Source organism: Ruegeria sp. K11, from assembly GCF_056531905.1.
In genome coordinates this window covers 42259-62103 of the sequence record NZ_JBQFMP010000008.1, presented here as the reverse complement: position 1 = coordinate 62103, position 19845 = coordinate 42259, and the positions used below count along the sequence as shown (strand labels likewise).

Sequence of the window (19845 nt, the reverse complement as noted above, 5' to 3'; positions counted from 1 at the left end):
CTAGCGGGACCGGGCCAACATCGCCAGACGGATCATGGCGCGTTCGACCAACGCCATGGCAGGGGCTGCCTGGCCAGCCGAGCGCAGAGACAGATCCGTATCTGTGAGAACCGTCAATGCGGTCTGCAGCTTGGCGGCCCCCCAGCCCTGAGCCTGTCGCAAAACCCGGTCGCGGCGTTTGCCGTAGACCGGAGGCCGTAACGATCCGATCCCCTGCGCGGCGCCTCCCGGATGGGACGCGCAGGCATAGAGCGTGCGAAAATGCCGGGTCGCCCCGATGCATAATGTCACCGCATTGGTACCCTGCGCCTGAAGGCGTCGCATCAGCGGGCCGATTTCGGCGGCGCGACCCTCGGCCACGACATTCAGCACGTCATCCAGCGCCGCCTCGGTCGAGCGGGGGGCGCAGGCATCAATATCTTCAAGGGTCAGCTCTGTGGTGTCACCGCGTTTATACAGCGACAGTTTCTCGATGGTTTGCGTGAAATCACCGGGGCTGAGCGCAAGCGCCAGTTCTGAAAGCGATGCCATGGAATCGCGCGGGATGTTCTGCAAACCTGCCTGCGCCAGAATTCGCTCAACCTCGGCGCGCGAGGGCGGATCGTCATAGATGCCGACCGCAAACGCATCTGCATGCGATTCAAACGCCTTGCGTATTTTCGAGCTGGGTTTCAACTGACCGGCAGTGACAATGATCTGCGCGTCACCAGCAGACCAGTCCTGCAAGGCGCTGATGATGGAGGGGGCCGCTGTATCAGTCGCGTCTTCCACAAAGACCGCGCGGGGGCCGGGGAAAAAACCGACGGCCTTGACCGCATCCAACAACATCGCGGGATCGCCACGGAGTTCGCTGCCCGGAATACGGGTCAGGCGCATTTCTTCGTCGGCGCCGGGGCCAAGCAACGCGGCAAGCACCTGTTGGCGTTTCAGGGCGACGCGCATGGCGTCGGCACCATAGATTAACAGCCCCGTCTTGTTCGGGTCCGGTTTGGCAAAATACCCATCCGCCTCACGCGGGCTCAGCTTCATGCGGCCAAATCCGGAGTGGTGAATAGCCGCGTTACGATCTGGTCCGACAGAATCACCATCAGCCGTTCGATGGCGTCCCGCTCATCCGCCAGCGTGGATACGGTTGATCCGGCGGCTGAAAAGGCCACGAAATCGGCCACGGCACCGGATGTTACGACCTGTCCGGTTTCATTGGACTTCAGCGCATATGTGGCCCGGCCATCAATCGTATATCGATTGGTTTCGTTTGACGTGGTGATTGCGGCGGATCGTGTCGTGGTCGAGACGCGCACATCCAACTGGTAATCTTCGCCTGACGAGGCGCTGCGCCCCAACTGACGCTCCAGGTTCTGGACCAGCAGAAATCCTTCGGCGGTGTTAAGCTGGGAAACGGCCACCCGCCCGTCCAGCGCGGTTCCTGTCCCATCCGGGGCATACACCGGCTGAAAACCGCAGGCGGCCAGCGCCAGCGGCATCAACAACAGGGTTCTGCGATCAAACGACGACATTCACGATCCGGCCCGGAACTACGATCACTTTCTTGGGCGCGGCTCCATCCAGCGCCCTTTGCACAGCTTCGGTGCTGAGCGCGATTTTTTCAACCTCGGCCTTGTCCATTTCCATTGGCACGTTGATTTCGGCCCGGCGCTTGCCGTTGATTTGGATCGGCAGGGTGACGGTATCGTCGACCAGCATCGCCTCATCCGCAACCGGCCAGGGGGCGGTCGCCACCAGACCTTCGCCGCCCAGCAGGTGCCAGAGTTCTTCGGACAGGTGCGGGGTCATCGGTGACATCAACTGCGCCAGCGTTTTGGCCGCCTGACGTTTGGCTTCAGACCCCGCCTTGGATTTTGCCAGCGTGTTGGTAAACGCATAAAGCTTGGCGATAGAGGCGTTGAAGCCAAAGGATTCGACCCCGCCCGACACATCATGGATCGCCTTGTGCATCTCACGCAGCAGGGTTTCATCCTCGGCATTGGCCGGGGCGTCCGATTCGGCGATCTCCGACGCGATGCGATGGACGCGGCTGAGGTGCTTGAACGCGGCCTCGGCCCCCGAGGCGGTCCATTCCACGTCGCGCTCGGGCGGCGAATCTGACAGAACGAACCAGCGCGCTGTATCTGCGCCGAAGGCCGAGATAATGCTGACCGGATCGACCACGTTTTTCTTGGATTTCGACATTTTGGCCGAGGGGATGATCTCGACCTCGGTGCCGTCGGCCAGTTTGCCGTCGGTCACGTCCTCGGGCAGGTGATAGACCGGGCGGCCATTGGCGTCGCGGGTCTGGTAGATTTCGTGCGTGACCATGCCCTGCGTGAACAGCGCATCGAACGGCTCGATGGCTTTCTTCGGCAGGTGGCCGGTGATGTTCATCGCCCGCGCGAAGAACCGGGAATAGAGCAGGTGCAGAATCGCGTGCTCGATGCCGCCGATATATTGATCGACATTCATCCAGTATTCGGCCTCGGCCAGATCGGTCGGAGTTTCGGCGCGGGGCGCGGTGAAGCGGGCGAAATACCATGACGAATCGACGAACGTGTCCATCGTGTCGGTTTCGCGCTTGGCCGGGGCTCCGCAGGACGGGCATGCGCAATCGCGCCACGTGGGGTGACGGTCCAGCGGGTTTCCGGGTTTGTCAAAGGTGACATCATCGGGCAGGCGAACCGGCAGGTTCTCTTTCTTCTCGGGCACCACGCCGCAGGCATCGCAATGCACAACGGGAATCGGGCAGCCCCAGTAACGCTGGCGGCTCAGTCCCCAATCGCGCAGGCGGTATTTGGTGACACCTTCGCCCCAGCCGGCTTTCTCGGCGAAATCGACGGTGGCGTTGATGGCCTCGTCGCCGGTCGCTTCGGTCAGACCCGCGAAATGGTTGACCCAGCGGACTTTCTCGGTTTTCGGCGGGACGAATGCGATCTTGTCGACCGGGGTGTCATTATCGAGTGCAAAGAACGTATCCACCACTGGCAACCCGTATTTGCGGCAGAAATCCAGGTCACGCTGATCATGCGCCGGACAGGCGAAGATCGCGCCGGTGCCGTAATCCATCAGGATGAAGTTTGCGATCCAGACAGGCAGTTCCCAATTCGGGTCCAGCGGGTGTTTGACCCGGATGCCGGTGTCATATCCCAGCTTTTCAGCCGTTTCGATGGCCTCTTCTGTGGTGCCGCCCTTACGGCATTGGGCAACGAAATCAGCGAGTTCCGGGTTTTCGACCTCAAGCTGTTTGGCAATCGGGTGATCCGGCGAGATGCCGACAAAAGATGCCCCCAGCAGCGTATCGGGGCGAGTCGTGTAGACCGTGATCGGCTCTCCACCATCGGCGCGTTCAAAGCCGAACTGCAGGCCGCGCGACTTACCGATCCAGTTTTCCTGCATCAACCGGACTTTGGCGGGCCAGTTGTCCAGAGTATCCAGCGCGTCCAGAAGTTCCTCGGAATAATCCGAGATTTTGAAGAACCATTGCGTCAGCTCGCGCCGTTCCACCAAGGCCCCCGAACGCCAGCCGCGCCCGTTTTCCACCTGCTCGTTGGCCAGAACGGTCATATCGACCGGATCCCAGTTCACCACGGCGTTTTTACGGTAAACCAGCCCGGCCTCAAGCATATCCAGAAATAAAGCCTGCTGCTGGCCGTAATATTCGGGATCACAGGTGGCAAACTCACGCGACCAGTCGATCGACAGGCCCAGCGGTTTCATCTGCCCGCGCATGTCGGCGATGTTGCCATAAGTCCAGTCCTTGGGGTGGCCACCAATCGCCATCGCGGCGTTTTCCGCTGGCATACCAAAAGCATCCCAGCCCATCGGGTGCAGCACGTTGTGACCCGTCGCCAGCTTGTGCCGCGCGATCACGTCACCCATCGTGTAGTTGCGCACATGCCCCATATGAATGCGCCCCGACGGGTAGGGGAACATCTCTAGCACGTAATATTTCGGCTTATCCGCCTTGTGGTTGGCGGTGAAAATCCCGGCCTTGTCCCAGGCCTCTTGCCATTTTGCTTCGATTTCGGTGGCCGAGTAGCGCGACATCGTGCGGTCCTTCGTGAATGAAAACGCCGGGACAGAGCCCGGCGTGGTAATATTGTGATTTTCGACGGGTGGCTAGAGCCTGTTGTCCGCAATGCGCAACTGGCGGGCACGGGACAGAATCGCATCCTCGACCGCGCGGGTGGTTGCGGCGCTAACCGGTGCGCCTCCGTTGGTTTGCAACGAAACCGACAGTGACCGCGCCGCAAGGGCCGGATCGCTGATATGGACGGTGGCACGATATTGACGCCCACCACCGGGCGGTCGCCCGTAACCCGTCAGAATCACACCAGTAAAGGGATCAACCTCTTCAACCGGAAGGAAATTCAGAACGTCCAGCGAAGCGGTCCACAGATACCGATTGACTTGAGTCACCTGTTCCGAGTTGTTTGGGCCGAACACATCCCAGATTGTCGCCCGGTCGGGCTCATTCAGCTCACGTTCCAGGGTTCCGCTGCCATCCGAAGTCAATCGGCTGGCATCACCCGGAGGGGGGCTTCCGCAAGCTGATGCTAAAGCCGCTGCTGCAATCAATGCCAGAATCGTCTGTGGGCGGGTTTTCAGCATGTCCTGTATCGCCTGTCATGAACGGTCGCGAATACTCCTAGACAAGGACCTGTGGTGCGACAAGTCAATTCTTTGCATATGGAAGTGAACTGCGCGGCAGGATCGGCCCCGATATTACTGTGGCATCCTTGCACCAATCCAACCCGAATGACGGCACGGTTCTTATGCCGACCTTGCGCCAAGGGGGCAAAAAGAGCGAAACGATGTCCGTGCTGAGACATGTGGCTAACACGTCTCGAGTAAAAAATGTTTGAAACCGAGGGAAACAAGATGAAAAAAGTTCTCTTCGCAACGACTGCCCTGCTGGCGACTGCAAGCATGGCATCGGCTGATATCAAATTCAGCGGCTTTGGTCGCTTTGGTATTGGTTATGAGGAAGATCGTTCCGACACCAACAACAACATCGACGACACCATCCTGATCTCGCGCTTCCGTCTGAACCTGGACGGCGACGCGGAAACCGATGGCGGTGTTCAGTTCTCGGCGCGTGTTCGCCTGGAAGCAAACGAAGACAGCGGCACCGGCGAAGCCGACGCGGCTGAGCTGAGCGGCGCACGTTTCTCGGTTATCTACGGCGGTCTGCGTGTTGACGCGGGCAACGTCTCGGGTGCCTTCGACAACTTGCCGAACCGCGGTGGTAACGAGCCGGGTCTGGAAAGCTTCATCGGTCAGACTTCTGCGATCGATTATGACTTCCTGGCCTTCTCGTCGACCGGTGCAGGCGCAAACGCTGTGTTCTTCCAGTACGCAATTGGCGATTTTGCCTTTGGTGCGTCGTATGACCAGAACACCACAGAAAACGGCAATGCCGCTCTGAGCGGTGCTGACCAGTGGGACATCAGCTTTAGCTACGCGTTCAACAACATCACGGCAGCTATCGCTTACGGTGAAACCGACTCCTCTGGTGGTGGCGACGACCCAAGCCTGCTGCTGTTCACTCTGGGCGCTGACTTCGGCGACTGGAACGTAACCGCTCTGGTTGGTGACGACGAAACTGAATCCACCACTTCGGACAACGACGGTACCGTTTGGGGTCTGTCTGTAGCCTACAACCTGGGCGCAGCAACCACTCTGATCGCTGCATACGGCGACGGTAGCGGCGACGACGACAACCAGCAGTATGGTATCGGCGCAACCTACGATCTGGGTGGCGGTGTATCGCTGGCCGGTGGTGTTGGTAACACCGACGATGGTACCGACGATACTGTTCAGGCCGACTTCGGTGTGGTCTTCAACTTCTAAGTTGATCTGAACTACAAGCTTTTAGGGCAGGTCTTCGGACCTGCCCTTTTCTTTTGGGCCGACATGGTGTTTTTCTGCGCTTAGCACTGAACCAAGAGGTCCCATGCCCCTGCAAGACATCAAAAACCGCATAGCCCAAGCCGAAGCCGCTGCTGATCGGGCTGCGGGCTCGGTCAAGTTGATTGCCGTCTCAAAAGTGCAACCGAATGAGCGGGTCGAGGCCGTTTTGCAGCAGGGTCACCGCTGTTTCGGGGAAAACCGCGTGCAAGAGGCAGTGGGCAAATGGCCCGATTTCCGAAACCGGTATTCCGGCATTGATCTGCATTTGATCGGGCCCCTCCAGACCAACAAGGCCCGGCAGGCCATGGAATTATGTGATTCCATTCACTCGGTGGACCGTCCAAAACTGGCTAAGACCCTCGCCCGCCTCGCGCAAGAGATTGGCGCGTGCCCGGATCTGTTCATTCAGGTCAATACCGGCGAGGAGGAGCAAAAGGCGGGCATCATGCCTGCAGACGCCGATGGGTTTGTTGCCGAATGCCGCGCATTGGACCTGCCGGTGCGTGGTCTAATGTGTATCCCCCCTGTCGCGGAAGAACCGGCGTTGCATTTCGCGTTGCTGGCAAAGATCGCGGCTCGCAACGGTCTGGACGGTCTGTCCATGGGGATGAGCAGCGATTTCGAGACTGCGATTGCGCTGGGCGCGACGCATATTCGGGTCGGATCCGCCATATTCGGCGCGCGGGTCAAACCTCAGGAATAATCAGGCGCGAACCGGGCACGATGCGTTGCGCGATCCAGAGCAGATGGTCGCGCCGGAAGGCCACACAGCCCTCGGTGGGATACCCCGGTCGACGCCATTGATGCAGAAAAATGGCAGAGCCGCGCCCTGCAACCGCGTTCGGCCAGTTCCAGTCCGTGACCAGAACCAAATCATACAGCGGATCGGCGCGGCGCAAGCGTTCGTGACTGCCGTGATAGGGAGCCTGCACCCGGTGGTTATAAGCTGCGTCTTCTGAATCATCCGACCAAAAATCGCCGGGACCAATGGGGCTGGCCCAGGTGTTCGGGCAAGCCATGCGATCGGCACGATACAGCGTTCCAACGATCCGATGGGTTCCGGCCGGCGTTGCGCCGTCACCTTCTGACTTTTCGGCACGCACGCCGCCCTTTCCAATCACACATGGGAAGATACGTCCAAGAAACCTTACACCACGTGGGGTCAGGACCAAATCGACTGACGTCACAACAGATGGCCCGACTTCGCAGCTTTGGTCGCCAGATACCCCCGATTATGAGCGGTTTCGCCAACTTTCAGGGGCACGCGCTCGGTCACTGCGATTCCCGTGCGCTCCATCATGGCGATCTTGGCCGGGTTATTGGTCAGCAACCGAACCGAATTGAACCCGAGTGACTTGAGGATATCAGACCCCAGCCGGAAATCGCGCTCATCGTCTTCAAAACCCAGCCGGTGGTTGGCTTCAACCGTGTCAAAGCCCTGATCCTGAAGAAAATAGGCGCGCATCTTGTTGGCAAGCCCGATCCCGCGCCCTTCCTGGTTCAGATACAGCAATACACCAGCCCCTTCGGCGCCCATCTGAGCCAATGCGCCACGCAATTGCGGGCCACAATCACATTTCAGACTGCCCATCAGATCACCCGTGAAGCAGGCCGAATGCAGGCGGGCAAGGACGGGCTTGTCGCGGTCGGGGCGACCAACCTCTACCGCATAGTGTTCTTCGCCCCCGTCTTCGGGACGAAACACATGCAAGCGCCCCGCCTCTGATACATCCATCGGTAGGCGCGCGGCAGCAATCGCGTGCAGCGGGCTGCGGTCCGTCAGATGTGGGGCCGCACGGGAATGGTCGATGCAGGTCAGCCCATGGGTCGCGGCAAATGCCGCACCATTTTCGACAGGTGCAACGATGGCGGCCGGAAGCAAGCGCGCCGACTTTGTCAGCGCAATCGCCACGCGATGCAGGTTTGCACTGCCCTGACGCTCGGACACGAGTGGCCCCTTCATCGGGGCATTCAGGTCATCGGATGGGTCGGCCACGGACTTAACCCAAGCATGATCTGCCTCTGCCGGAATCGCAATGCGCGCCAGATCACCATCATAGGCGCGTGCTTTCAGAGTTTCTGCCCGCCTGACCGTGATGGCCACGACCGGGTTGCCACCAAGCCCGCGCAGATCAGCCAGCCGCTGCGGGCTGAGCGTCTCTGAGGCCAACGCCAGGACACTTGTGCCACTGTCGTCTGTCAATACAACCGGAACACCCATGCGCAGGTCCGCGCGGGCACGGGCCAGCAATTCGGTTATGTCGGGAAAAAGGCTCATACATGTTACCCTGTAACGTTCGATCTTTCTCCTACCGCGATCTGGGCGAAATGTGAAACAATTCCTCCGTCTCAGACACGAGGGCGTGAAACCATTGCAGCAAACCTTGTTGATGGCGTCTTTTGCACGCAAGTGGTGGAACAGGCTTAGGAGGACCGGATATGGCACAGCTTAAGAAAATCCTGCTGGTAGACGATGATGAGGATCTGCGCGAAGCGCTGAGTGAGCAGCTTGTGATGACCGAGGACTTTGACGTGTTCGAAGCGTCGGACGGATCATCCGCCATGGAACGTGCCCGCGAGGCGATTTACGATCTGGTCATTCTGGACGTAGGCCTGCCAGATACAGACGGTCGCGAGCTGTGCCGACTGATGCGCAAACAGGGTGTCAAAAGCCCTATCCTGATGTTGACCGGCCACGACAGCGACGCCGATACGATCCTGGGTCTGGACGCTGGTGCCAATGATTATGTTCCTAAGCCGTTCAAATTCCCGGTTCTTTTGGCTCGTATCCGCGCCCAGCTGCGCCAGCATGAGCAATCCGAAGATGCCGTGTTCGTTCTGGGCCCGTACACCTTCAAACCGGCTATGAAAATGCTCATGACCGAAGATGAGCGCAAGATTCGCCTGACCGAGAAAGAGACCAACATTCTCAAGTTTCTCTACCGTTCGACCGATGGAGTGGTGGCCCGCGATGTACTGCTGCATGAGGTCTGGGGTTACAATGCGGGCGTGACCACGCACACTCTTGAGACGCATATCTATCGCCTGCGTCAGAAAATCGAACCCGATCCATCCAATGCGCGCCTTTTGGTCACAGAATCCGGCGGATATCGTTTGGTCTCTTGATCGTTGTGGATTGATGTGGATCAAAGTGATACATTGAAGACATATTTAGGGTGTTCCTAACCCGTGCATGTCCGGGTCATGACATGTACCTCCCTGTTGGACTGCCGGGCCTTATGGCCCGGCTTTTTTCTTTTGAGGTACGAAGTTCTGCGTCAGGATTCCTTGGATCATGCCAATTGCCCGACGGCTTGACTTGTCCAGGTGAACCGGTGCCAATTCAGCACAACACATCGAAAGGGCGAATAATTGGCACATGACATCTGTAGTTTGCTGAATGTAACAAAGCCCATCCTGTCCGCCCCGATGGGCGGAGCGGCAGGTCCCGAACTTGTCGCGGCTGTCTGTAACGCAGGCGGGTACGGTGTCATCCCCTTGTGGGGGAAACCTGAGGAACAGGTCGCGCATGGGATTGACCGGATACGCGCGCTGACTGACCGGAATTTTGCGGTCAACCTGAACCTTGGCTTTCCATTCGAAGATCAGCTTCAGGTGTGCATCGATAAGCGGATTCATGCAGTGTCCCTGTTCTGGGGGCACGATCCTTCGGCGATTTCGAAGGCCAAGCAGGCCGGTCTGGTCGTGATGGCCAGCATCGGGAACGCAGAAGAAGCCCGGATCGCTCAGGATGCCGGTGCGGACATCATCGTCGCTCAAGGGTGGGAAGCTGGCGGTCACGTCTGGGGGCAGGTTTCGACCATGGCGCTGATTCCGGCCGTAGCCGACGCGGTCTCGATCCCCGTCGTTGCTGCGGGAGGCATCGCGGATGGGCGCGGCATGGCGGCGGCTTTGATGCTCGGCGCGTCGGCTGTCTGGATTGGGACGCGTTTTCTGGCCAGCACCGAGGCGACAATTCACGAGGTCTATCGCAATCGTATCCTGACGGCGACCGAGACACAGACCGAATGGTATGACGATCTCTATGACGTGAAATGGCCGCAAGCCCCGCATCGCGCGCTTCGAAATTCCACCGCGCAGAACTGGAGGGACGCGGGTTCTGCCGGGCCCGGATATCGCCCAAACGAACAGGAAGTTATCGGCCACCGACCGGATGGAGAGGCGGTGGTGCGATACCAAAGCTACACGCCGTTGCCGGGTACGGAAGGCGATGTCGAAGCAATGTCACTATGGTCGGGGCAGGGTGTCTCGCTGGTCCAAAAAGTGATGCCGGCCGCCGAGATAGTCGATGAGATATTCGATGACGCGCAGGCTCTGTTGAAATCTGGCGTTTCGCGACTTTGAACAACGGGTCTCTTTTTCCGATGGCCCCCTTTCGTTCACCACGCTAACGTGGCGCCAATCGCGACAGAGGAATCCCGACTATGCCTTTCACCCTTGCCACCTGGAATATCAACTCGGTCCGTCTGCGCGAGCCTATCGTTCTGAAATTATTAAAAGAAGAAGCTCCGGACGTCCTTTGCCTGCAAGAGTGCAAGTCGCCCGTCGAGAAGATTCCGACCGAAGGGTTTGCGGCGCTTGGCTACACGCACATGGTCGCACGGGGTCAGAAGGGGTATAACGGTGTCGCCATCTTGTCTCGCCTGCCTATGGAAGAGGTCGGCGACAAGGACTTCGCAGGTCTGGGTCATGCCCGACACATCGCCGGTCGTTTGGAAAATGGCGTAACGGTCCACAATTTCTACGTCCCGGCAGGCGGCGACGTGCCGGATCGTGAAGTGAACGAGAAATTCGGACAGAAGCTCGATTACCTGACCGATATGCGCGACTGGTTCCATGCCGAGACGCCGCAGAAGTCCATTCTGGTTGGTGACCTGAACATCGCCCCGCGCGAAGATGATGTTTGGTCACACAAGCAGTTGCTCAAAGTTGTCTCGCATACGCCGATTGAGGTCGATACCCTCGCGGAAACGCAGGAAGCAGGCGGTTGGGTCGATATCACGCGCAAGGATATCCCGGAAGGTCAGCTTTACAGCTGGTGGTCATACCGGGCCCGCGATTGGGATGCGGCGGACAAGGGGCGACGGCTGGATCACGTGTGGGCCACGCCGGATATTTCCAACGCCGGGCATTCCAGTCGCGTTCTGCGGGACGCGCGCGGATGGGAAAAGCCCAGCGACCACGCCCCTGTTTTCGCCACATTCGATCTGTAATTGCGCAACTCTGCCCTTGGTTTCCGCGGCTTGAGGTTGCATATAAGGCGCAAGTTCGAACCGGAGACGATACCCAATGGACCTTCTGAGCGGCGCAGCCAATCCTGACACCACCGACCTGATCAAGGACGGATCCGAGGCCACCTTTATGGCTGACGTAGTCGAAGCGTCGCAGGAAACACCGATCATCGTTGATTTCTGGGCCCCATGGTGTGGCCCGTGCAAGACGCTGGGGCCCATGCTGGAAGAGGCCGTGATCGCTGCCAAGGGCGCGGTGAAGATGGTCAAGATCAACGTGGACGAAGCGCAGATGATCGCGTCGCAATTGCGCGTGCAGTCGATCCCCACCGTTTACGCCTTTTTCAAAGGACAACCTGTTGACGGGTTCCAGGGCGCAGTGCCTGGCTCGGAAATCAAGGCTTTTGTGGACCGGGTAATTGAAGCCGCAGGTGGAGAAAGCCCGGGTGGTCAGCTGGATGAGGCCGTTCAGGCGGCCGAAGATATGTTGGCCGAAGGCGCCGCGGTGGATGCGGCGCAGACATTTGCCGCCATTCTTGGAGAAGATCCGAACCACCCTGCCGCGTATGGGGGGCTGGTGCGGGCGCATATCGCCTCGGGTGATCTGGAGCAGGCCGAAGCGATTCTGAACGGTGCCCCTGCCGAGATTTCGACCTCGACCGAGGTTGAAGCCGCCCATGCACAACTTGAACTGGCAAAGCAGGCCGCTGATGCAGGCCCTCTGGCCGAGCTGACCGCAGCGGTCGAGGCAGACCCCGACAACCACCAGGCCCGGTTCGATCTGGCGCAGGCGCTGCACGCGAATGGTGACGTGGAAGAGGCCGTGGCGCAATTGCTGGACTTGTTCCGTCGAGACCGTGAATGGAATGACGCTGCGGCCAAAGCGCAGTTGTTTACCATCTTTGATGCACTCAAGCCCAACGATCCGATTGTTCTGAACGGACGTCGCAAACTCAGCTCAATGATATTTGCCTAAATTCTGAACAGAGCTAGACTCGGGTATATGATGCATCCCGCCGATCTGCCGGAAACCGTATCCGTATTTCCATTGCCCGGGGCGCTGCTGTTGCCGCGTTCCCGGCTGCCATTGCATATTTTCGAACCCCGGTATCTGCAGATGCTGGACGATGCGCTGAAAACACCCGAGCGTCTGATCGGGATGGTTCAGCCGAACACTTGTCAGGGCGACGAAACCAAGCTGCACCAGATTGGGTGCGCCGGGCGCGTGACCCAGTTTTCAGAGACCGAGGATGGCCGGTATCTGGTCACGCTGACAGGCGTTTCCCGATTCCGCGTCACCACCGAGCTGGACAGTTTCACGCCGTATCGGCGCTGTGCCGTGTCCTGGGCCGGGTTTGACCGCGACCTTGGCAAGGCTGAGACTGATGACGCGCTTGACCGTAGTCGTTTCCTGGATTTACTCGAGCGTTTCTTTTCCTCGCGGTCGCTGGCAACGGACTGGGACACGATGAAAGACGCCGATGATGAGTTGCTGGTGAACTCGTTGTCGATGCTGCTGGATTTTGACGCTGAAGAGAAACAGGCCCTGTTAGAGGCACCTTGCCTGCGGACTCGCCGTGAAACCCTGGTCACATTGATCGAATTTGCCATGCGTGGCGGATCGAATGAGGAAAAACTGCAATGACCGCATCTGAACCCGCCTTTGATCGGCACATGCTTGAGGCGCTGATCTGCCCGCAGACACACACCACACTGCATTACGATGCCGAGCGACAGGAACTGGTTTCAAAAGCTGCGGGTCTGGCATTTCCGATCCGCAATGGCATTCCGGTTATGTTGGTCGATGAGGCGCGCGAGCTGGATTAAATCGGGCGTCCCTGCAGCAGTTTCGGCAGGTCCCCGGTCAGACCGGCGGCCTCGCGCACGAAACCACGCCGCAAGCCGGGCAGGGCGCCAACAACACCCATTCCGATATCGCGCCCGATCCGAAGAAGCGGATTATCGTTTGAGAACAGCTTGTTGAACACGTCGGTCGCCATGGCCAGAGCGGCGGTATCGAACCGTCGCCAATCCTGATAACGCTCCAGTACCAGGGTCGATCCGATGTCCTCGCCCCGGCGTCCGGCCAGGGTCAATACCTCGGCCAGCGCGCCTACATCGCGAAGACCGGCATTCAGGCCTTGCCCTGCAATCGGGTGCATTCCATGCGCGGCGTCGCCCACCAATGCCATCCGCGCGCCGATAAATGCATTGGCGATTGTCAGGTTCAGCGGGTAGGTAAACCGGTCCCCTTGCAGGCGGATATCACCCAGAAAATCGCCAAACCGTGGGCGAAGAACTTGCAGATAGTCTGCCTCGGGCAAGGCGTTGATGCGGGCTGCCGTCTCGGTGCGTTCGCTCCAGACGATCGAGCTGCGATTGCGTGTCAATGGCAGGATCGCCAATGGGCCGGGCGGCATGAAGAACTGATGCGCGACGCCGTGATGCGGCAGGTCGTGTTCAATGGCACAGACCAGCGCGGTCTGACCATAATCCCACCCGCTGCGTTTGATCCCCGCCCGCGCGGCGGTGCCGCTGCGGCGGCCATCGCACCCGACCAGCAGGCCGCCGGCCAACAAGGACCCGTCATCCAGTGACAAAGTTACGCCGGTCGGGTTGCTTTCTTGTGCCACCACCGTGCGGCCGCTGATCCGGGTGATCGCCTTGTCCGCAGCCATCGCATCCAGAAAGGCGCGGCGCAGGTGGCGGTCTTCGACCATATAGCCCATCGGGCCTTCTTCGATCTCGGCATGGTCGAAATGCATGAAAAACGGGGATGGGCCTGTTCCGGCATGACCATCGGTCACCTTGATTTCCAACATCGGCTGGGCGTGATCAGCCACACGCTCCCACATTCCGACAGCGTCCAGCAAGCGTTTCGACGCCAAAGCCAGCGCATAGGCGCGCCCGTCGAAGGCGGCATTCTTGCGCACCGTTTCTGCCAATGCGTCGATCACTGTAACGGTGTGGCCCGTCTGCGCCAAAGCCAGCGCCAGAGCCGGGCCATTCAGACCGCCACCTACGATCAGGATATCGGAATTATGTGTCATGATCCGCACTATGCGCGCCCTTTCGGGATTGTCCATGTGCGGTCCTGTCGCTACCGTCCGGTCATAGCTTGGAACTTCGAACGGGGGCAGGGGATGCAGGACTGGCTGACCATGACAGCATGTGATCTGGGCCGGGGGATCGGGATGGGCCAGATCGACCCCGTCGCGTTGACCGAGACCTATCTGTCGGCCATCGACGCACATCCTCATCGGGATCGCATCTATGCGCGTGTCACTCATGACCGGGCCCGGGCCGAAGCGAAGGCCGCGCAAGAACGGGCCAATCTGGGTCTGCGCCGGTCGCTGCTGGATGGTGTGCCGATCAGTTGGAAAGACCTGTTCGACACGGCAGGAATTGCAACCGAAGCCGGATCGGCCCTGCTAAACGGTCGCGTGCCCCGCGCCGACGCTGTGGTGCTGCGCAACGCGACCTCCAAGGGAACTGTGTGTCTGGGCAAAACCCACATGAGCGAGCTGGCCTTTTCCGGTTTGGGCCTGAACCCTATTACCGAAACACCGCCCTGCATTGACGATGAAGATGCGGTTCCGGGCGGATCGTCATCGGGGGCTGCGGCCTCGGTCGCGTGGGGGCTGGCCGCCTGCGGGATTGGCTCGGATACCGGTGGATCGGTGCGTATCCCATCGGCCTGGAACAATCTTGTAGGGCTGAAAACCACCGCTGGACGTGTGAGCCTTGAAGGCACGGTGCCGCTGTGCCTGAAATTCGACACGGTCGGGCCTCTGGCCCGGTCGGTGGAAGATGCCGCCCACATGCTCGCCCTGCTTGAGGGCGGTGCGCCTGTCGATTTGCGCGGCGCAACACTGAAAGGACGCCGCTTTGCCGATCTGCAGACCGTGGCCCGGGATGATTTGCGCGCTGTCCCCGGTCAGGCCCACGAGGCTGCACTGGCCCGGTTGCGCGATGCCGGGGCAGAAATCGTACCGATCGAAGTGCCGGAGCTGGCCGAGGCCATGGCGCTGTCGGGTGTGCTCTATACCACCGAAGCCTATGGGTTGTGGCGCGATGTGATCGAGGCCAACCCGGACGCGATGTACCCCGAAATCCTGGAGCGCTTCAGGAGCGGCAAAACCGTATCTGGCCCGGATTATGTCGCCGCCTGGGCCAAGCTTGAAGCCTGCCGAAACGCCTGGGATGCGGCGACCTCGGGGTTTGATGCTGTGCTGGCCCCGACCGCGCCGATCCTGCCGCCCAATCTGGAGCGTCTGATGACGGATCACGACTTTTACGTCACCGAAAACCTGCTGTCGCTTCGCAATACCCGAATTGGCAACCTGATGGGGCTGGCCGCGTTGACGTTACCCACAGGAACTCCCGGCTGCGGGCTGATGATGTTTGGCCACCCACGGTCCGAAGAGGTGCTGTTGCGGCTGGGTTCCGCCGCCGAGACGGCTTTGGCCTGAATGCCACAATCCCCTGATTCGGCACCGCTTTGTCTGGACGAAGCGCGAGACGGGCTGTAACCTGCTGGCAAACGGGGCGCTATGATCCCGACATTGAGGCAGTAGTTATGAATTTCCCCGAGCGGTTTTCGAACCTACCGGAATATGCATTCCCGCGTCTGCGCACCTTGCTGGATCACCACCAGCCGGGCGGAGAGGTTATTCACATGACCATCGGTGCGCCGATGCATGATTTCCCAGCCTGGGTGACGGACGTCATCACCGAAAATGCAGCGGGTTTTCAAGGCTATCCGCCCAACGAAGGCTCACCCGAGCTGCGCGGGGCAATTGCCGACTGGATCAAGCGCCGCTACAGCGTCGAGATGGACCCTGACACCAACGTCATGGCGCTGAACGGTACCCGAGAAGGTCTGTATAACGCCGCAATGGCGCTGTGCCCCGAGCAGAAGAACGGTGAAAAGCCGGTGATCCTGTGCCCGAACCCGTTTTATCAGGTCTATATGGTCGCCTCGATTTCGGTCGCGGCTGAGCCGGTCTTTGTGCCCGCCACCGCAGCGACGGGCCATCTGCCCGACTATGCGGGCCTGCCCGAGGATATTCTGAACCGCACCGTCGCCGCCTATATTTGCTCGCCCGCCAACCCGCAGGGGGCGGTGGCATCACGCGATTACTGGGCCGAACTGATCCAATTGGCCGAGAGATACGATTTCCGTATCTTCGCCGACGAATGCTATTCCGAGATCTACCGCAACGACGCGCCGACCGGTGCCTTGACCGTCGCGCACCAGGTGGGTGCCGATCCTGAACGCGTCATCCTGTTCAACTCGTTGTCGAAACGGTCCAACCTTGCCGGGCTACGCTCGGGCCTGATCGCGGGCGGCCCAGAGACGATCAAACGTGTGAAACAGTTGCGCAACTACGCTGGCGCGCCCTTGCCCTTACCGCTTCAGGCGGCAGCCGCCAAGGTCTGGGCGGATGAGGTCCACGTGGCCGAGAACCGTGCGCTGTATCAGGAAAAATACGCCATCGCCGATGAGGTCTTTTCCGGTGTGCAGGGATACATGTCGCCCGAGGCCGGGTTTTTCCTGTGGCTGCCGGTCGAAAACGGCGAAGAAACAGCATTGAAAGTCTGGAAGGATACCGGGGTTCGGGTTCTGCCGGGCGCATATCTTTCTCAGGGTGATCCGGGGCAAAACCCGGGCGAACAATTTATCAGGGCTGCCTTGGTGGCCCCAAAAACAGAGTTGCAGCGCGGGCTGATTACGTTGCGCGACTGCATCTATTCGTGAGGTACGAGGGCAAAATGGCATCATTGAACGCGCGAAACCGCGATCCGTTACTGGATAGCACCACGCAGGCCGCGATTGAACGGCGCAGCAAGGAACTGATCGGAATTGCTCTGATCCTGCTGGGATGTGCTGCTGCTGCGATGATCTGGTCATACACGCCGGATGATCCAAACTGGATGGTGTCCACTGATGCACCGGTGCAAAACTGGATGGGCCGGATTGGTGCCTCGATTGCCGCGCCCTTGTTCATGATCGTCGGTTGGGGCAGCTGGAGCATCGCTTTGGTACTGATCGGCTGGGGTTTGCGCTTTGCCGGGCATTTTGGCGAAGACCGTGCGATTGCGCGCCTGATTTTCGCTCCGATCTGGATCGCGATTGTTTCCGTTTATGCAGCCACGCTTGTTCCGGGTGAGGCGTGGCGCGCAACCCACAGCTTTGGGCTGGGGGGATTGTTTGGTGACACGGTCATGGGGGCTCTGCTGACGCTGCTGCCGGTGGCATCGCATTTCATGGTCAAGCTGATGTCGCTTGTGATGGCTGCAGGAATGCTGGTCCTGGGTGTCTTTGTACTGGGCTTTACCCGGCAGGATGTCCGAAAGGGCTTTCGCGCGTTTTTGTTGGGATTGGTCATGTCTTATGACGGGCTGATGAATGTGCTGGGGCGGGGGGCGTCTGCGACGGCGCAAGCTGCACGGGACCGCCGCGCGCATTGGGACGAACGCAAGGCTGCGCGTGCTTTGGCTGTCGAAGCCGAGGATGAAGACACGCTTGCCTATTCGGATACTGTCTTTGAAGAACCTCCGCTGGAGGTGCCGGAGCCAGCAAAACCGGGCCTGTTGGCGCGTATCCCTGATCTGATCCGACGCCCGGACCCGATGCCCGAACCCGAACTGATCGATCGCGCACCCGTGTCCGGATTCGACGAAATGCCGGGCGAAGACCGCATCCGATCCAAGATTTCCGCCGCCGTGCGCAATCGGAAGGTCGCAACGGGAGAGATGACGCCCGAACCCGATCCTAGCCTGCCACTGACCAAAGGGCGTGGCCGGGGCCCGGACCCGCTGATCCTGAACCCAAACTCTGGCGACGCATTGCCGCCCGAGCCCCCCGTGACCATGGCGGGTTTGCCGCCGGAACCGGTCCTGACTGCGGACCCTGCACCCGAATGGCGACAAGACCCGTTGCATGAGGAGTTTACGGCCGAAGCAGATTTCGACGACGTGTTCGAAGACGCGCCAGAGCCCGCGCCGCAAGCGCGCCCTGCGGTCAAAATTCCGGTGGCTGAGCCGCGAAAGCCGGTTGTCGCGCAGCCTGTCCGTCGTGCACCGCCACCTTCGCGCCGCGCACAAGCCGAAGCACAGCCTGCACTATCCTTCGAGGAAAAACATTCGGATTTCGAGCTGCCGCCGCTGGGTCTGCTGGCCAACCCGGCCAGCATTCAACGCCATCACCTGAGCGATGAGGCGCTGGAAGAAAACGCGCGGATGCTGGAAAACGTGCTGGACGACTACGGCGTGAAGGGCGAGATCGTCAGTGTCCGCCCAGGTCCTGTCGTCACCATGTACGAATTGGAGCCTGCTCCGGGCCTGAAAGCCAGCCGGGTGATCGGTCTGGCCGACGATATCGCGCGGTCGATGTCGGCGTTGTCTGCGCGGGTGTCGACCCTGCCGGGCCGTTCGGTTATCGGGATCGAACTGCCCAATGAAAATCGCGAGATGGTGGTGCTGCGCGAAATCCTGGCCAGCCGCGATTTTGGCGACGGCAACCACGCGCTGCCATTGGCTTTGGGCAAGGATATCGGGGGCGAGTCCGTTGTGGCGAACCTTGCGAAGATGCCTCACCTACTGATCGCGGGAACGACCGGTTCCGGTAAGTCAGTGGCGATCAACACGATGATCCTGTCGCTGCTGTATAAGCTGTCACCGGATGAATGCCGCCTGATCATGATCGACCCCAAGATGCTGGAACTGTCTGTGTATGACGGCATCCCGCATCTGCTCTCACCCGTTGTGACCGACCCGAAAAAGGCGGTCGTCGCCCTGAAATGGGTGGTGGGCGAGATGGAGGATCGATATCGCAAGATGTCCAAAATGGGCGTGCGCAACATCGCGGGCTACAACGGACGCGTGAAGGACGCGCTGGCCAAGGGTGAGCTGTTCAGCCGCACGGTACAGACCGGATTCGATGACGAAACCGGGGAACCGATGTTCGAGACCGAGGAATTCGCCCCCGAAGCGATGCCCTATATCGTCGTCATCGTCGATGAGATGGCCGACCTGATGATGGTCGCGGGCAAAGAGATCGAAGCCTGCATCCAGCGTCTGGCACAGATGGCGCGGGCTTCGGGTATTCACCTGATCATGGCGACGCAGCGTCCGTCGGTCGATGTGATCACCGGCACGATCAAGGCGAACTTCCCCACCCGGATTTCGTTCCAGGTGACCTCAAAAGTCGACAGTCGCACCATTCTGGGTGAAATGGGGGCTGAGCAGCTGCTGGGACAGGGCGACATGCTGTACATGGCGGGCGGGGCCAAGATCACCCGTTGCCACGGCCCGTTCGTCTCGGACGAGGAGGTCGAGGAAATCGTCAACCACCTGAAACAGTTCGGCCCGCCCGATTACATGAGCGGCGTAGTGGACGGCCCGGCCGAGGAAAAAGCCGACAATATCGACGCTGTTCTGGGTCTGAACACCGGGGGCAACACCAACGGAGAAGACGCCCTCTATGATCAGGCGGTGGCGATTGTGATCAAGGATCGCAAATGCTCGACCTCGTACATCCAGCGAAAACTCGCCATCGGCTATAACAAGGCCGCGCGACTGGTCGAGCAGATGGAAGAGGAAGGCGTTGTTTCCGGGGCAAATCATGTCGGCAAACGCGAAATCCTCGTCCCTGAACAGTAGGATATTTAATAACAGGGGCAAA

The 19845-nt window shown here is 59.8% G+C and carries 18 protein-coding genes; 11 read left to right on the top strand and 7 right to left on the bottom strand.

Annotated features, from left to right (window positions below; all coding sequences use genetic code 11):
* The 4 genes from holA to ACR0K4_RS13850 all read right to left on the bottom strand — a co-directional run bounded on the left by holA (position 1) and on the right by ACR0K4_RS13850 (position 4602).
* A complete protein-coding gene (gene holA / locus ACR0K4_RS13865; RefSeq protein ID WP_480854443.1) occupies positions 1–1029 on the bottom strand; it encodes a DNA polymerase III subunit delta in 1029 nt (342 codons plus the stop codon).
* Positions 1026–1517, bottom strand: coding sequence for an LPS assembly lipoprotein LptE (gene lptE, locus ACR0K4_RS13860; RefSeq protein ID WP_480519531.1), 492 nt, complete (start codon positions 1515–1517; stop codon positions 1026–1028). The genes holA and lptE overlap by 4 nt, the downstream gene beginning before the upstream one ends.
* Entirely contained in the window at positions 1504–4038 is a 2535-nt protein-coding gene (gene leuS, locus ACR0K4_RS13855; protein ID WP_480854442.1) for a leucine--tRNA ligase, read from the bottom strand. The genes lptE and leuS overlap by 14 nt, the downstream gene beginning before the upstream one ends.
* A gap of 72 nt (positions 4039–4110) precedes the next feature.
* Complete coding sequence (locus ACR0K4_RS13850) at positions 4111–4602, bottom strand: DUF3576 domain-containing protein (protein ID WP_480519535.1); 492 nt, start codon at positions 4600–4602, stop codon at positions 4111–4113.
* 246 nt (positions 4603–4848) lie between these two features.
* Here ACR0K4_RS13850 and ACR0K4_RS13845 point away from each other — a divergent pair, with 246 nt between their 5' ends.
* Positions 4849–5844, top strand: coding sequence for a porin (locus tag ACR0K4_RS13845; protein ID WP_480854441.1), 996 nt, complete (start codon positions 4849–4851; stop codon positions 5842–5844).
* Positions 5845–5947: 103 nt separating this feature from the next.
* Positions 5948–6607 (top strand): YggS family pyridoxal phosphate-dependent enzyme, encoded by a 660-nt coding sequence (locus ACR0K4_RS13840; protein WP_480854440.1) that lies wholly within the window; start codon positions 5948–5950, stop codon positions 6605–6607.
* Here the strand turns inward: ACR0K4_RS13840 and ACR0K4_RS13835 are convergent.
* Positions 6591–7091: a L,D-transpeptidase family protein gene (locus tag ACR0K4_RS13835; RefSeq protein WP_480854439.1), complete on the bottom strand. Its 501-nt coding sequence runs from the start codon at positions 7089–7091 to the stop codon at positions 6591–6593. The two genes, ACR0K4_RS13840 and ACR0K4_RS13835, sit on opposite strands and share 17 nt — an antisense overlap.
* A complete protein-coding gene (ribA, locus tag ACR0K4_RS13830; RefSeq protein ID WP_480854438.1) occupies positions 7088–8182 on the bottom strand; it encodes a GTP cyclohydrolase II in 1095 nt (364 codons plus the stop codon). The genes ACR0K4_RS13835 and ribA overlap by 4 nt, the downstream gene beginning before the upstream one ends.
* A gap of 161 nt (positions 8183–8343) precedes the next feature.
* Here ribA and ACR0K4_RS13825 point away from each other — a divergent pair, with 161 nt between their 5' ends.
* The 6 genes from ACR0K4_RS13825 to ACR0K4_RS13800 all read left to right on the top strand — a co-directional run bounded on the left by ACR0K4_RS13825 (position 8344) and on the right by ACR0K4_RS13800 (position 12983).
* Positions 8344–9030, top strand: coding sequence for a response regulator transcription factor (locus tag ACR0K4_RS13825; RefSeq protein WP_480519545.1), 687 nt, complete (start codon positions 8344–8346; stop codon positions 9028–9030).
* A 267-nt stretch (positions 9031–9297) separates the two neighbouring features.
* Entirely contained in the window at positions 9298–10269 is a 972-nt protein-coding gene (locus ACR0K4_RS13820; RefSeq protein ID WP_480854437.1) for an NAD(P)H-dependent flavin oxidoreductase, read from the top strand.
* Positions 10270–10349: 80 nt separating this feature from the next.
* Entirely contained in the window at positions 10350–11138 is a 789-nt protein-coding gene (locus ACR0K4_RS13815; protein WP_480854436.1) for an exodeoxyribonuclease III, read from the top strand.
* A 76-nt stretch (positions 11139–11214) separates the two neighbouring features.
* Positions 11215–12132, top strand: a complete 918-nt coding sequence (locus ACR0K4_RS13810; RefSeq protein WP_480854435.1) for a tetratricopeptide repeat protein — start codon at positions 11215–11217, stop codon at positions 12130–12132.
* A 27-nt stretch (positions 12133–12159) separates the two neighbouring features.
* On the top strand, positions 12160–12801 hold the full coding sequence (locus tag ACR0K4_RS13805) for an LON peptidase substrate-binding domain-containing protein (RefSeq protein WP_480519553.1): 642 nt from the start codon (positions 12160–12162) through the stop codon (positions 12799–12801).
* Entirely contained in the window at positions 12798–12983 is a 186-nt protein-coding gene (locus ACR0K4_RS13800) for a Trm112 family protein (protein ID WP_480519555.1), read from the top strand. The genes ACR0K4_RS13805 and ACR0K4_RS13800 overlap by 4 nt, the downstream gene beginning before the upstream one ends.
* Here ACR0K4_RS13800 and ACR0K4_RS13795 read toward each other — a convergent pair.
* Complete coding sequence (locus tag ACR0K4_RS13795; protein ID WP_480854433.1) at positions 12980–14206, bottom strand: FAD-dependent monooxygenase; 1227 nt, start codon at positions 14204–14206, stop codon at positions 12980–12982. The genes ACR0K4_RS13800 and ACR0K4_RS13795 overlap by 4 nt on opposite strands.
* 93 nt (positions 14207–14299) lie before the next feature.
* Between ACR0K4_RS13795 and ACR0K4_RS13790 the strand changes: the two genes are divergently transcribed.
* From ACR0K4_RS13790 to ACR0K4_RS13780, 3 genes are all read left to right on the top strand, one after another.
* Positions 14300–15628: an amidase gene (locus ACR0K4_RS13790; protein WP_480854613.1), complete on the top strand. Its 1329-nt coding sequence runs from the start codon at positions 14300–14302 to the stop codon at positions 15626–15628.
* A 107-nt stretch (positions 15629–15735) separates the two neighbouring features.
* The gene (locus tag ACR0K4_RS13785; protein WP_480854432.1) at positions 15736–16917 is read left to right on the top strand and encodes an aminotransferase class I/II-fold pyridoxal phosphate-dependent enzyme; all 1182 of its coding nucleotides are present in this window, start codon (positions 15736–15738) and stop codon (positions 16915–16917) included.
* 14 nt (positions 16918–16931) lie between these two features.
* Positions 16932–19823 carry a DNA translocase FtsK gene (locus tag ACR0K4_RS13780; RefSeq protein ID WP_480854431.1) on the top strand — a complete coding sequence of 964 codons (2892 nt, stop codon included), beginning with the start codon at positions 16932–16934 and terminating at the stop codon, positions 19821–19823.
* Positions 19824–19845: the final 22 nt, after the last annotated feature.

Bases quoted from the DNA above. Each gene is read 5' to 3' on its own strand.
- holA (WP_480854443.1), bottom strand. From the start codon at position 1,029: ATGAAGCTGAGCCCGCGTGAGGCGGATGGGTATTTTGCCAAACCGGAC.
- lptE (WP_480519531.1), bottom strand. From the start codon at position 1,517: ATGTCGTCGTTTGATCGCAGAACCCTGTTGTTGATGCCGCTGGCGCTG.
- leuS (WP_480854442.1), bottom strand. From the start codon at position 4,038: ATGTCGCGCTACTCGGCCACCGAAATCGAAGCAAAATGGCAAGAGGCC.
- ACR0K4_RS13850 (WP_480519535.1), bottom strand. From the start codon at position 4,602: ATGCTGAAAACCCGCCCACAGACGATTCTGGCATTGATTGCAGCAGCG.
- ACR0K4_RS13845 (WP_480854441.1), top strand. From the start codon at position 4,849: ATGTTTGAAACCGAGGGAAACAAGATGAAAAAAGTTCTCTTCGCAACG.
- ACR0K4_RS13840 (WP_480854440.1), top strand. From the start codon at position 5,948: ATGCCCCTGCAAGACATCAAAAACCGCATAGCCCAAGCCGAAGCCGCT.
- ribA (WP_480854438.1), bottom strand. From the start codon at position 8,182: ATGAGCCTTTTTCCCGACATAACCGAATTGCTGGCCCGTGCCCGCGCG.
- ACR0K4_RS13825 (WP_480519545.1), top strand. From the start codon at position 8,344: ATGGCACAGCTTAAGAAAATCCTGCTGGTAGACGATGATGAGGATCTG.
- ACR0K4_RS13815 (WP_480854436.1), top strand. From the start codon at position 10,350: ATGCCTTTCACCCTTGCCACCTGGAATATCAACTCGGTCCGTCTGCGC.
- ACR0K4_RS13810 (WP_480854435.1), top strand. From the start codon at position 11,215: ATGGACCTTCTGAGCGGCGCAGCCAATCCTGACACCACCGACCTGATC.
- ACR0K4_RS13805 (WP_480519553.1), top strand. From the start codon at position 12,160: ATGATGCATCCCGCCGATCTGCCGGAAACCGTATCCGTATTTCCATTG.
- ACR0K4_RS13800 (WP_480519555.1), top strand. From the start codon at position 12,798: ATGACCGCATCTGAACCCGCCTTTGATCGGCACATGCTTGAGGCGCTG.
- ACR0K4_RS13795 (WP_480854433.1), bottom strand. From the start codon at position 14,206: ATGACACATAATTCCGATATCCTGATCGTAGGTGGCGGTCTGAATGGC.
- ACR0K4_RS13790 (WP_480854613.1), top strand. From the start codon at position 14,300: ATGCAGGACTGGCTGACCATGACAGCATGTGATCTGGGCCGGGGGATC.
- ACR0K4_RS13785 (WP_480854432.1), top strand. From the start codon at position 15,736: ATGAATTTCCCCGAGCGGTTTTCGAACCTACCGGAATATGCATTCCCG.
- ACR0K4_RS13780 (WP_480854431.1), top strand. From the start codon at position 16,932: ATGGCATCATTGAACGCGCGAAACCGCGATCCGTTACTGGATAGCACC.